The organism is Burkholderia guangdongensis, assembly GCF_013403875.1.
Taxonomy (GTDB): domain Bacteria; phylum Pseudomonadota; class Gammaproteobacteria; order Burkholderiales; family Burkholderiaceae; genus Burkholderia; species Burkholderia guangdongensis.
In genome coordinates this window covers 74,817-86,518 of sequence record NZ_JACBNX010000010.1, presented here as the reverse complement: position 1 = coordinate 86,518, position 11,702 = coordinate 74,817, and the positions used below count along the sequence as shown (strand labels likewise).

Annotated in this window: 12 protein-coding genes; 7 read left to right on the top strand and 5 right to left on the bottom strand. The window is 67.0% G+C overall.

The window, feature by feature from the left end; genetic code table 11:
* Positions 1-852, top strand: coding sequence for a phytanoyl-CoA dioxygenase family protein (locus HZI36_RS11600; RefSeq protein WP_179402791.1), 852 nt, complete (start codon positions 1-3; stop codon positions 850-852).
* Between the two features lie 72 nt (positions 853-924).
* Here HZI36_RS11600 and hutC read toward each other — a convergent pair whose 3' ends face one another.
* A complete protein-coding gene (hutC, locus tag HZI36_RS11595) occupies positions 925-1,662 on the bottom strand; it encodes a histidine utilization transcriptional repressor HutC (RefSeq protein ID WP_179402790.1) in 738 nt (245 codons plus the stop codon).
* A 263-nt stretch (positions 1,663-1,925) separates the two neighbouring features.
* On the opposite strand from hutC, the gene HZI36_RS11590 reads away from it, so the two are divergent.
* The 3 genes from HZI36_RS11590 to HZI36_RS11580 all read left to right on the top strand — a co-directional run bounded on the left by HZI36_RS11590 (position 1,926) and on the right by HZI36_RS11580 (position 4,116).
* Entirely contained in the window at positions 1,926-2,468 is a 543-nt protein-coding gene (locus HZI36_RS11590; RefSeq protein ID WP_179402789.1) for a cysteine hydrolase family protein, read from the top strand.
* A 184-nt stretch (positions 2,469-2,652) separates the two neighbouring features.
* Positions 2,653-3,636: a GlxA family transcriptional regulator gene (locus tag HZI36_RS11585; protein ID WP_343050116.1), complete on the top strand. Its 984-nt coding sequence runs from the start codon at positions 2,653-2,655 to the stop codon at positions 3,634-3,636.
* Between the two features lie 21 nt (positions 3,637-3,657).
* Complete coding sequence (locus HZI36_RS11580; protein WP_246327051.1) at positions 3,658-4,116, top strand: NlpC/P60 family protein; 459 nt, start codon at positions 3,658-3,660, stop codon at positions 4,114-4,116.
* A gap of 9 nt (positions 4,117-4,125) precedes the next feature.
* On the opposite strand, the gene HZI36_RS11575 is transcribed toward HZI36_RS11580, so the two are convergent.
* Both HZI36_RS11575 and HZI36_RS11570 read right to left on the bottom strand, forming a co-directional pair.
* Positions 4,126-5,331: a CaiB/BaiF CoA transferase family protein gene (locus tag HZI36_RS11575; protein WP_179402787.1), complete on the bottom strand. Its 1,206-nt coding sequence runs from the start codon at positions 5,329-5,331 to the stop codon at positions 4,126-4,128.
* Positions 5,332-5,427: 96 nt separating this feature from the next.
* On the bottom strand, positions 5,428-6,408 hold the full coding sequence (locus HZI36_RS11570) for a 3-hydroxyacyl-CoA dehydrogenase NAD-binding domain-containing protein (RefSeq protein ID WP_179402786.1): 981 nt from the start codon (positions 6,406-6,408) through the stop codon (positions 5,428-5,430).
* Positions 6,409-6,736: 328 nt separating this feature from the next.
* Between HZI36_RS11570 and HZI36_RS11565 the strand changes: the two genes are divergently transcribed.
* The gene (locus tag HZI36_RS11565) at positions 6,737-7,696 is read left to right on the top strand and encodes an AraC family transcriptional regulator (RefSeq protein ID WP_179402785.1); all 960 of its coding nucleotides are present in this window, start codon (positions 6,737-6,739) and stop codon (positions 7,694-7,696) included.
* Positions 7,697-7,805: 109 nt separating this feature from the next.
* Here the strand turns inward: HZI36_RS11565 and HZI36_RS11560 are convergent, their stop codons facing one another.
* Complete coding sequence (locus HZI36_RS11560) at positions 7,806-8,780, bottom strand: GlxA family transcriptional regulator (RefSeq protein ID WP_179402784.1); 975 nt, start codon at positions 8,778-8,780, stop codon at positions 7,806-7,808.
* Between the two features lie 133 nt (positions 8,781-8,913).
* Between HZI36_RS11560 and HZI36_RS11555 the strand changes: the two genes are divergently transcribed.
* Together HZI36_RS11555 and HZI36_RS11550 are read left to right on the top strand one after the other, a co-directional pair.
* On the top strand, positions 8,914-9,594 hold the full coding sequence (locus HZI36_RS11555) for a DJ-1/PfpI family protein (RefSeq protein ID WP_179402783.1): 681 nt from the start codon (positions 8,914-8,916) through the stop codon (positions 9,592-9,594).
* 127 nt (positions 9,595-9,721) lie between these two features.
* On the top strand, positions 9,722-10,492 hold the full coding sequence (locus HZI36_RS11550) for a ParA family protein (RefSeq protein ID WP_179402782.1): 771 nt from the start codon (positions 9,722-9,724) through the stop codon (positions 10,490-10,492).
* A 66-nt stretch (positions 10,493-10,558) separates the two neighbouring features.
* On the opposite strand, the gene HZI36_RS11545 is transcribed toward HZI36_RS11550, so the two are convergent.
* Positions 10,559-11,635: a porin gene (locus HZI36_RS11545; protein ID WP_179402781.1), complete on the bottom strand. Its 1,077-nt coding sequence runs from the start codon at positions 11,633-11,635 to the stop codon at positions 10,559-10,561.
* Positions 11,636-11,702: the final 67 nt, after the last annotated feature.

Sequence of the window (11,702 nt, the reverse complement as noted above, 5' to 3'; positions counted from 1 at the left end):
ATGACCATGAGTATTCGTGAACGCGTCGCGCAGGCGGTCACGCCCGAACTGATCGACGCGTTTCGCACCGAAGGCGCGGTGTGCATCAAGGGCATCTTCTCGCCGGACGAGATCGCCACGCTGAAGGGCGGCATCGACGACAATCTCGCGCATCCGAGCGTGCGCTCGAAGGTCGCGAGCCGGCCCGACGATCCGGGCTGGTTCTTCGAGGACTTCTGCAACTGGCGGCACAACGACGCGTATCGCGATTTCATCGCGCGCTCGCCGGCGCCGTCGGTCGCGGCGGCGCTGATGGGCGTCGACACGGTGCGGCTGCATCACGACCATCTGCTCGTGAAGGAGCCGGGCACGCGGCAGCGCACGCCGTGGCACCAGGATCAGCCGTACTACAACATCGAGGGCAGCGACAACGTCAGCATGTGGATCCCGGTCGATCCGGTGCCGCTCGAATCGACGCTCGAATTCGTCGCGGGCTCGCATCTCGGCCCGTGGCTGATGCCGCGCACGTTCATGGACAAGGAAGCGAAGTGGTTCCCCGAGGGCAGTCTCGCGGATCTTCCGGACATCGAAGCAAATCGCGACGCGTTCCCGATCCGCCACTGGGCGCTCGAGCCGGGCGACATGGTGTGCTTCCGGATGCTGACGCTGCATGCGTCCGGCGGCGCGCAGAACCGGCGGCGAGCGTTCTCGATCCGCTTCGTCGGCGACGACATCCGCCATGCGCCGCGGCGCTGGAAGACGTCGCCTGAATTCCCCGGGCTCGCCGACGAGCTGCCGGACGGCGCGCCGCTCGCGCATTCGCTGTTTCCGGTCGTCTGGTCGCAGCGCGATGGGCAGGTGAGCGCGATCTGAGCGATCAACGGCGCAGCGTCAAAGCGGCGGCGGCCCGGTTCGGGCTCGCCGCCGCTTTTCGTTGCGTGCGCATCAGGTCTGGCGGCGCGCCGAGCCGGGCTTGAAGCGCGAACCGAGGCGATAGCGGTTGCCGGGATGCACGAAGTGCACGAACGTGACCGGCCGGCCGTTCGTCCACGTGCGGCGCGTGAGCATCAGGCACGGCTCGTCGGTACGCATCTCGAGCAGCGCCGCCTGCGCGCTCGTCGGCAGCGTCGCGTCGACGACGTGCTCGATCTCGAGCTCGTGATGCGACACGTTGTTGTACAGATACTCGGACGGCGGCTCGGTCTGGAAATCCTGATCGATGAAGCCGGGCACGGCTTCCGGGTTCACGTAGCGATCCTCGAGCTGGATCGGTCGGCCGTTCTCCTCATGCACGCAGACGACGTGAAAGACCGGCGTGTTGACCGGCAGGCCGAACGCGGCGGCGACCTCGAACGACGCGGGCTCGCGCGCCTGGCTGATCACGTGGCAGCGATATTGATGCCCGCGCGCGCGGATCTCGTCGCGAATGTGCGCGATCATCAGCAGATTCGATTGCGGCTTGTCCTCGGCGACGAACGTGCCGACGCCGGACAGGCGCTTGAGCGTGCCTTCCTCGGTCAGCTCGCGCAGCGCGCGATTCACCGTCATCCGCGCGACGCCGAACTGCGCGGCGAGATCGAGCTCGGACGGGATGCGCTCCCCGATCTTCCAGTCGCCGGCCGCGATGCGCTGGCGAACGAGCGTCTTGATCTGCTGGAAAGGCGCGTCGGCCTTCTTGATCATCGGGTGTCCTTGTCGTCGGGCGGGGAAACGGGGGGATTCTATAACGGCTGCGATCCGATTTATATGATGACTGGCCGCGCGCCGGCGAACCGCGCGGGCCGCGCGTGCGCGGCGCGGCGCGCGCGGCGAAGCGGGGCGAAGCGCGCATCGGCGGGATGTCCGAAAACGTCCGGTGCCGGTCCGCTTCCGGCCTGTCGCGGCCGGCGCGCACGGCGTAGCATGCGGGAATCGTCCAATCGCTGAAATCATCCGGAGAAAACCCCATGTCCCGAAGCGCCCTGATCGTGATCGACGTGCAGGAATCGTTCCGCCATACGCCGGACTGGTCCGACACGGATCTGCCGGCCTTCCTCGAGCGGCAGCAGGCGCTGATCGACGGCTGCGTCGCGCGCGGCGTGCCGATCGTGCAGATCTTCCACGTCGAGCCCGACGGCCCGTTCTCGCTCGCGTCCGGCTGCGTGAAGGCGCTCGAAGGCCTGGCGATCGCGCCGACCGTCACGTTCCACAAGCACTATCACAGCGCGCTCGCCGGCACCGCGCTGCCCGCGTGGCTGGTCGCGAACGGCATCGAGCGCGTGATCGTGAGCGGCATCCGCACCGAGCAATGCTGCGAGACGACCACGCGTCACGCGTCGGACAGTGGCTTCGCGGTCGACTATGTGAGCGAGGCGACGCTGACCTTTACAATGACGCATCCGCGCTCCGGGCGCCGCTATACGCCGCAGGAGATCCGCGAGCACACCGAGCTCGTGCTCGAAGACCGTTTCGCGCGCATCGCGACGGTCGACGACGCGCTGAACGGCTGACCGGCGCTTTTTAAGCGGGGCCGGCCCGCGGCACGCTCGACACGCGCCGCACGCTTCGCACGACGCCAGACCCATGCCGCCGACACCCGCACCGACGCCAGCACCGACGCCAGCACCGACGCCAGCACCGACGCCAGCATCGACGCGATCACGATCGACCTCCGCTTCGCGCGCCGCGATTCCGGTGCTGTTCGTGCTGCTGCCGAACGTGCTGATGCTCGATCTCGCCGGGCCGGCCGAGGTGCTGCGCATCGCGTCGGAGCTGAGCCCGGACGAGGCCGGCGACACACCAGCGCGGTTCGAGCTCGGCTACGTCGGGCCGCTGCCGAGCGTGCGGACGTCGATCGGTCTGCCGCTCGCCGGCCTCGCGCCGCTGCCCGAATCACTGCCGGACGATGCGATCGTCGTGATCGTCGGCGTGAGCCCGGGCGGCGACGACGCGGCGTGCGACGAATCCGACGCGGCATCGGCGACGGTCGCGGACTGGCTGCGACGCATGTCGGCACCGCTCGCGCATCGCATCGTCTGCGTGTGCTCGGGCGCGCTGATCGCCGCGCGTGCGGGCCTGCTCGACGCTCGCCAGTGCACCACGCATCATGCGCTCTGCGATACGCTACGCACGATCGAGCCGCGCGCGAAGGTGCTCGAGAACCGGCTCTACGTGACGGACGGCCTGGTCAGCACGAGCGCCGGCGTGACCGCCGGCATCGATCTGATGCTGCACCTGATCGCCGAGCTGTCCGGGCCGCGCGTCGCGTGCGCGGTCGCGCGCGAGATGGTCGTGTACATGCGTCGCGGCGGCGCCGATCCGCAACTGTCGCCATGGATCGACGGGCGCAATCACCTGCATGCGGCGCTGCATCGCGTGCAGGACGCGATCGCCGCCGATCCCGCGCACGACTGGCGCGTCGAGCGGATGGCCGACATCGCGTGCAGCAGCACGCGGCATCTCGCGCGGCTGTTTCATCAATATGCGGGAATGAGCCCGCTCGATTACATTCATCGTTTGCGGGTCGCGATGGCGCGCGAGCTGATCGCGCAGTCGTCGCTCGACATGGAGGCCGTCGCCGAGCGCGCGGGCTTCGGCTCCGCGCGGCACATGCGGCGGATCTGGCGAAAATACGATGCGGCCGCGCCGTCTGACAGCCGGCGCGCGGACGCGGGCTGAACGATGGAGAAACCTCGACCGATGCAGACGCATTCCGACGAACGCCCGGCCGCCGACACGCCGGCGTGGATGCCGGTCGCGATCGGCGAGCGCGGGGTCAGGCGCTTTGCCGCCGGTGACACGAATCCGCGGATCGTCGAATACAACGATCAAACGAATCTGGTCGGCTACGACGACAAGATTTCGTGGTGCTCGTCGTTCGTCAACTGGTGCATGGCGAAGGCCGGGGTGCGCGGCACCGGGTCCGCGCTCGCGCGTTCGTGGCTCGACTGGGGAACGTCGCTCGAGCGGCCGGTCTACGGATGCGTCGCGGTGCTGACGCGGGACGACCCGGCGAGCTGGAAAGGGCACGTCGGGTTTTATCTGCGGCACGACGCCGAGTGCGTGTATCTGTTCGGCGGGAACCAGCTCGACGAAGTGCGCGAGCTCGCCTACCCGGTCGATTCGGTGATCGGGTATCGATGGCCGGGAACACGATGAATCACGCCGCTACAGGACGATCCTGCGCTCGCGCAATTGCGTGATCGTCGCGTCGTCGTAACCCGCGTCGCGCAGGATCTCGTCGCTGTGCTGGCCGAGCCCGGGCGCCCGGTGCGGCGGCACCTTGTCCGCGCCGTCCACGAAGAACGGGCTGTTGATCGTCAGCATCGATTCGCCTTCGATCGGCAGCAGCACGCCGGTTTCGATCATCTGCCGGTCGCCGGGCAGATCTTCGACCTCGGCGACGCACTCGAAGATGATGCCGGCTGCGTTCAGCCGCGCGCGCCAATCGTCGCGATCGCGCGTCGCGAACACTTCGTCGAATGTCGCGATCAGCTCGGCCGAGTGCGCGAAGCGGTCGGCCTGCTTCGCGTAGCGCGGATCGTCGATCAGGTCGGCGCGGCCGATGCAAGTCGCGAACGTCGGCCAGTCCCGCTCGTCGTTGATGATCACGAGCAGCAGCCAGCGTCCGTCGCGGCATCGGTAGTAGCAGCTGAGCGCGTTGAGGTTCTCCTCGCGCGGCGGGCGCGGCGTGAACGTCGCGCCGCACAGCGCGGCCTGCGCCATGATGCCGTTCGCGAAGATTCCGTTGGCGAGCAGCGACGAGCCGACCTGCGTGCCGCGGCCGGTGCGTTCGCGCTGATACAACGCGAGCGAGATCGCCGCGAACAGCGCGACGCCGGACGGATGGTCGCCCATGCCGGCGACCGCGCGCGCGGGCGGCGTCGCCGCGTCGCTGCGCACCAGATCCATCATGCCCGAGCGCGCCCAGTACGCGGTCGCGTCGAAGCCCGGCTTGCCGGCCTCGTCGCCGGTTTCGCCGTAACCGGTGAACGACGCGTAGACGAGCCGTTCGTTCAGCTTCGACAGCCGCGCATAGTCGATCGCGAGCTTGTTGCGCACCGTGAGCGGATAGTTGGTGACGAACACGTCGGCGCTTTCGACCAGCCGATGCAGGATCGCCTGGCCGTCGGGCTTGCTCAGATCGAGCGCGAGACCGCGCTTGTTGCGGTTGTCGAGCAGCCAGCCGTAAGGATGCTCGGCCTTCGGCATGCCCGGCAGCTTCGGCAGATGGCGCGACGGGTCGCCGCCGCCGGTCGGCGGCTCGATCTTGATCACGTCCGCGCCGAAATCGCCGAGCAGCGTCGCGGCGATCGGCGCCGCGATGAAGCTGCCGCAATCGATGACCTTCAGTCCTTCGAAGAGTTTGCTCATTGCTTCGTCTCCGTCGCCGTTGGCGACATGCGGGCCGCTTATGACTGCTGCTTATGGATGCCGCTTATGACTGCCGCTTATGACTACTGCTTATGACTACTGCTTCCCGCCCCGCGCGGCGAGCGCGGCTTTCGCGCGCAGCAGCGCGACCTGCGTATCGTCGCGCGTGCGTTCCATCTCCTCCATCGGCGTGCGTCCGAACGACGCCTCGGCCTGGGACGCGATCCGCTCCTTCAGCGCGTCGTCCATCACGACTTCGGGCCGGACCTTCCACGCTTGCGCCATGTTCGTGCCGAGCCCTTCGAAGAAGAACGCTCTCAGCCCGCCGGGCCCGCCGCCCATGTGGAACGAACTGAACGGGCCGTTCACGGCCCAGCGCAGCCCGATCGAGCTGGTGACGATATCGTCGAGCTCGTCGACGGTGACGACGCCTTCCTGCACCAGATAGCACGCCTCGTGCATGATCGCGCGCTGCAGCCGGTTCGCGACGAAACCGCGAATCTCCTTCTTCAGCACGCGCGCGACCTTGCCCAGCGCCTCGTAGAACGCGACGGCGTCGGCGATGGCCTCCGGCGCGGTGCGCCCGCCCGGCACGACCTCGACGAGCGGGATCAGATGCGGCGGATTGAACGGATGGCCGACGAGCATGCGGCTCGCATCCTTCATGTCGCGCGACTGCTCGGTCGCCGGACGCGCGGAGCTCGACGACAGCAGTAGCGCGTGCTTCGGCACCGCGCCTTCGATGCGCGCCCACAGCTTCTGCTTCCATTCGGGGTTCTCGGGGCCGTTCTCCTGAACGAGATCGGCACCCGCCACCGCGCGCTCGAGATCGGGCTCGAAACGCAGGCGTGCGTCGAACCCGTCGTGCGGCAGGCCGAGCGCCGCGAGCGTCGGCGCGGCCTTGCGCAGCAATTCGCGCACGGTGTGCTCGATGTCGGGATTCGGATCATTGACGACGACGTTCAATCCGTGCGCGAGAAACAGCGCCGCCCACGATGCGCCGATCACGCCGGCACCGATCACACAAACGTTTCGATAGCGGCCGAATATGGCCGCCTGATCCGCGGTCGATGACATGACGTCTCCTTCTGAGCGGGGTGGGGCGTTGCAGCGCTTTGCGCTTGCCGGGCAAAAATCTTCCTGCACCGGCATCGGCGAAAAAAGGTTAGTTTTGACCGCGAGCCGGGTGACTTCGAGACATTCCGGCCACCTCGGGTAACCACCAATCTGTGTCCGCGCGTACGGTTCGCTATGCTCGCGACGACCTTCCCCTATCGGATCGATCCCGGCCGTCGGCGTCGAGCGCAAACGTCCGGGCAGACGCTGGAGTCCCGTGTTTAGCCCGCCACCCGATTTTGAACCGCGTGTCTACGGGCCGCAAAGAATCATTGCCGTCGTCGAGACGATGGCGGAAGACGGCGTCGCGCCGTCGCTCGTGCTGGCCGGCAGCGGACTCGACGAGGCCGCGCTCGGCGATCCGGCGACGCGCGTGTCGTATCGTCAGGTCACGATCGTATTCGGCAACGCTGTGCGGCTCGCGCGCGATCCGGCCATCGCGCTGCGCGCGGGCGCACGCATGCGGCTGACCGCGTACGGGATATATGGCTACGCGCTGCTGAGCAGTCCGACGCATGCCGCGACGATCGACCTCGTCGTCAAGTACCACCGTGCCGCGGCGCCGGTGGCCGACCTGTTCCATACGCGCGACGGCGACGTCGAGTCCTTTCGCTACGACGTGCTGCTGTCGCAGGATCCGAACGATCCGCTGTACCGCTTCGCGCTCGAGTTCACCTGCGCGGCGCACCTGGCGATGACGCGCGACCTCTATGGGCGCGCGTTCGGCTGGTCGGTCATGCGCATCGCCTATCCGGCCCCCGGACACGCGAGCGAGTATCACCGGCTGCTCGGCTGCCGCGTGCAATTCGATCAGCCGGCGAACGAGGTGCAGCTCGACGCCGCCTGGCTCGACCGCCGGTCCGCATTGCCGGATTCGGTCACGCACGCGATGGCGCGCGAGATGTGCGAGCAGTTCCTGTCCGGGCTGATTCACGCGAGCGGCATCACGGGGCAGGTGCAGCGCATGCTGCTCGAGCAGATGCCGAAGCGTTTTCCGGACATCGATTCGATGGCGAAGACGCTGGCGATGACCGCGCGCACGCTGCGTCGCCGGCTCGAGGTGGAAGGCACGACTTACCGCGATCTGCTGGCCGGCGTGCGGCGCGATCTCGCGATCGAGTATCTGCGCAAGACGCGGATGACGAACGAGGAGATCGCGAACCGCCTTGGCTATAGCGATGCGGCGAACTTCCGGCACGCGTTCAAGGGCTGGACCGGGAAGAGCCCGCAGGAGTATCGGGCGGAGTGACGGCCGCGCGAAAATTCGCGCGCGACCGGCGACCGGCGACCGGCGACCGGCGACCGGCGACCGGCGACCGGCGGTGAAGCGTGGCTGAGCGTGGCTGATTGCCGGCGCGTCATTGAAACGAGAAACGCTCGCGGTACGCTTGCGGCGTCACGCGCAGCAGACGGACGAAGCAGCGGCGCATCGTTTCCTCGCTGCCGAACCCGCATCGGGTCGCGATCCGCTTGATCGACCATGAGGTTTCGCCGAGCAGCCGCTGCGCGGCTTCGATCCGGAGCTGCTCGACCGCGCGGGCGGGCGTGCGGCCCGTCCCCGCCTTGTAGTGGCGCATGAAGCTGCGTTCGCTCATGTGAAGCCGTCCGGCCAGCGTCGGCACGGACAGATCGGACGCGAGATGCGTCGCCATCCACGCATGCAATTCGCCGAACCGGTCGTCTGCCTTCTGCATCGACAGCATCGTGCTGAACTGCGACTGGCCGCCGGGCCGCTTCAGAAACACGACGAGCTCGCGGGCGATGTCGAGCGCGATCGCGCGCCCGTGATCTTCCTCGACCAGTGCCAGCGCGAGATCGATGCCCGCGGTCACGCCGGCGGACGTCCAGATCGTGCCGTCGCGAATGAAGATCGGATCGGTTTCGACGCGCAGCTTCGGATAACGCTCGGCGAGCTCGTCGCAGCGGGTCCAGTGCGTGACCACGCGCCGCCCGTCGAGCAAGCCGGCTTCCGCAAGCAGGAACGCGCCCGAGCACACGGACGCGACGCGCGCCGAGCGGCTCGCCTGCCGCCGCGCCCACCGGATCAGGCGCGCATCCGCCGATGCCGCGCCGATGCCGCGGCCGCCCGGCACGATCAGCGTATCGACCGGCCCTTTCACCGACCCTATCGAGTCGGCCATCAGCGCGAGGCCCGAGCAGGTCGTCACGAGCCCGGCTTGCGCCGCGACGACGCGAGGCGCATAGGGCTTGCCGAGCCCGCGCTGCGTGGCGAGCTCGTTGGCGGACGCGAACACCTGCAGCGGACCGCAGACGTCGAGCAGTTGAACGTCCGGAAACGCGAGCAGCAGGATCGATCGGGATGCGCGTGACATCGTTTGGCGGAAATCGATGGTGAAATGGCAATTTCGCCAAAGGCTACCTGCATAGAATCGATTCGTCCATCTCGCCAACCCATCTCGCTAACCGGCGGGCGCGAATCCGCTCCCCATCCGACAAGGTATTCCGATGACACTGCAAATCGGCTTTCTGGTGTTCCCGCAAGTCCAGCAACTCGATCTGGTCGGCCCGCACGACGTGCTTGCGTCGTTGCCCGGCACGTCGACGCAACTGATCTGGAAAACGCGCGAACCAGTGATATCAAGCAACGGGCTCGTGTTGACGCCGAGCGCCACGTACGACGACTGTCCGCCGCTCGACGTGATTTGCGTGCCCGGCGGAAGAGGGACGGTCGATCTGCTGAAGGACGCGCGGACGCTCGAATTCATTTGCCGGCAGGCCGCCGGCGCGCGCTACGTCACGTCGGTCTGCACCGGCGCGTTGGTGCTCGGCGCGGCGGGGCTGCTGCGTGGACGACGCGCGACGACGCACTGGGCATTCCAGTCGTTGCTCGAGCCTTTCGGCGCGATTCCGGCGCGCGGCCGCGTCGTGCGCGACGGCAATCTGATCACGGGCGGCGGCGTGACCGCCGGCATCGATTTCGGATTGACGGTTGCTGCGGAACTGATGGGCGCGGAGGAGGCGCAGGCGGTTCAGCTCGATCTCGAATATGCGCCGGCACCGCCGTTCAACGCGGGCGATCCGGAGCAGGCGCCGCGGTCGGTCGTCGAATTGGTGATGCGGCGAATGGAGCAGGGAATCGCCGCGCAACGCGGGGTCGTGTTGGAAATCGCCGCGAATCGGGCCTGATCGCGCGTTTCAATGATGCCGGGGCGGCTGACAAAAACCCGCTCCAGTCATCTTTCCATCGGCCCGTCTCAGGTATGCTGGACCCCTTCCATAGCACGGACCAACACGGAAACAGGGGAACGAAGACATGCGGCGCGTCGTATTCAACCAGAAGGGTGGCGTAGGCAAATCCACGATCGTTTGTAATCTCGCGGCGATCAGCGCGAGCGAGGGCCTGCGCACGCTGGTCATCGACCTCGATGCGCAGTCGAACTCGAGCCAGTATCTGCTCGGCGCCGCCGCCGCCGAAGCCACGCCGACCGTCGCCGATTTCTTCAACACCGCGCTGACCTTCAGCTTCAAGCCGGTCGACGTCGCGTCGTTCATCCATCCGACACCATTTGAAAATCTCGACGTGATGCCCGCGCATCCCGATCTGGACACGCTGCACGGCAAGCTCGAATCGCGCTACAAGATCTACAAGCTGCGCGACGCGCTGAACGAGCTCGACAACCAGTACGACGCGATCTACATCGACACGCCGCCCGCGCTGAATTTCTACACACGCTCCGCGTTGATCGCGGTCGACCGCTGCCTGATTCCGTTCGACTGCGACGACTTCTCGCGCCGCGCGCTCTACACGCTGCTCGAGAACGTGAAGGAGATCCAGCAGGATCACAATGCCGATCTCGCGGTCGAGGGGATCGTCATCAACCAGTTCCAGCCGCGCGCGAGCCTGCCGCAGAAGCTCGTCGACGAGCTCGTCGGCGAAGGGCTGCCGGTGCTGGCGGCGCGGCTGTCGTCGTCGGTGAAGATCCGCGAGTCGCATCAGCAGGCGAAGCCCGTCATTCATCTCGACCCGGCGCACAAGCTCGCGCACGAGTTTCGTGCATTGCATCTCGAGCTGAGCGGCGCGTGATGCGCGAAGGATGGATCACGGCGACGGCGGCACCCGCGCCGCCCGCGTCGCCGCCAAAACGCTCGATCAGAACGAATGCGTGATCCCGACGTGCGCGATGAGCTGCGACCGATTCGATGAATTACCGTTCGGATAGGTCGCCGCGGTCGCGCCGTTCCCGGACGCCTTCTGATACGTGAGCGTCGTCTGGATCTGCGTGCGCTTCGACAGCGAGAACAGATTGCCGGCCTCGACCGCGTTCCAGTGATCCGAACCCATCCGCGAATACGTGTAGTCGAGCGTCACGGCCTCGGCCGTCGTGAAGCGGTACAGCAGCCCGACGTCCTGGTTTTCCATATGCGTCGACGCGCTCGCGCCCTTGATGTCGGTGCGCGTGAACAGCGCGTTCACGAGCAGCGGCTGCGTGAGCTGATACGTGAGCCCGATCCCGAAGTTGTTCACTTCGTTCGACTGGAACGTCTTCGTCGCGGATAGCGTCTGGCCGAGGAACTGCGTGAAGCCGAAGTACGTATACATATCGAGCACGCGCCGCTTCGTCGTCATGTACGTGATGCCGGCCGACAGCGGGCCGCGGTCATACGTCGCGAACGCGCCGGCCGTGTGGCCGGTCGCGTCGGAGCCGGTGAAACCAACCATTCCGCCGACGTGCACGCCGTACAGATCCGGGCTGCGGTACTTCACAGCGTTCTCGATCTGGTAGCCGTTGGTCAGGCTGTCGAGGTTGCCCGCGTGATACGAGTACAGGCTGCGGTTCCAGAACGCGTTCGAATAGCGGATCGCGACGTCGTCCATCAGGTCCGACTGGCGGCCGAGCGTCAGCGTGCCGGTCGGGCCGTCGATGCCGACGTATGCCTGCCGGTCGAACAGCGTGTTCGGCTTGATCAGCGTGCCGGTGTTCACGTTGAAGCCGCTTTCGAGCTTGAACACCGCGCGATAGCCGCCGCCGAGATCCTCGCGGCCGTCGAGCCCCCAGCGGGTCGGCGCGCCGATGCCGGACGCGGTGCCGATCGTCGAGCCGCCTTTCTTGTTGCTCAGATACGTGAGGCCCGAATCGACCTGTCCCCAGAGTGTGACGGCGCTTTGCGCATGCGCGAGCGTGCCGATCAGCAGGCCGCAGCCGGCCAGTGCAAGGTTCTTTTTCATGTTGTTGGTGATGCTTCGATGGGTACGACGTGGGGGGCGGTCTTTCCGCGTCATCGGCGAAAATGAC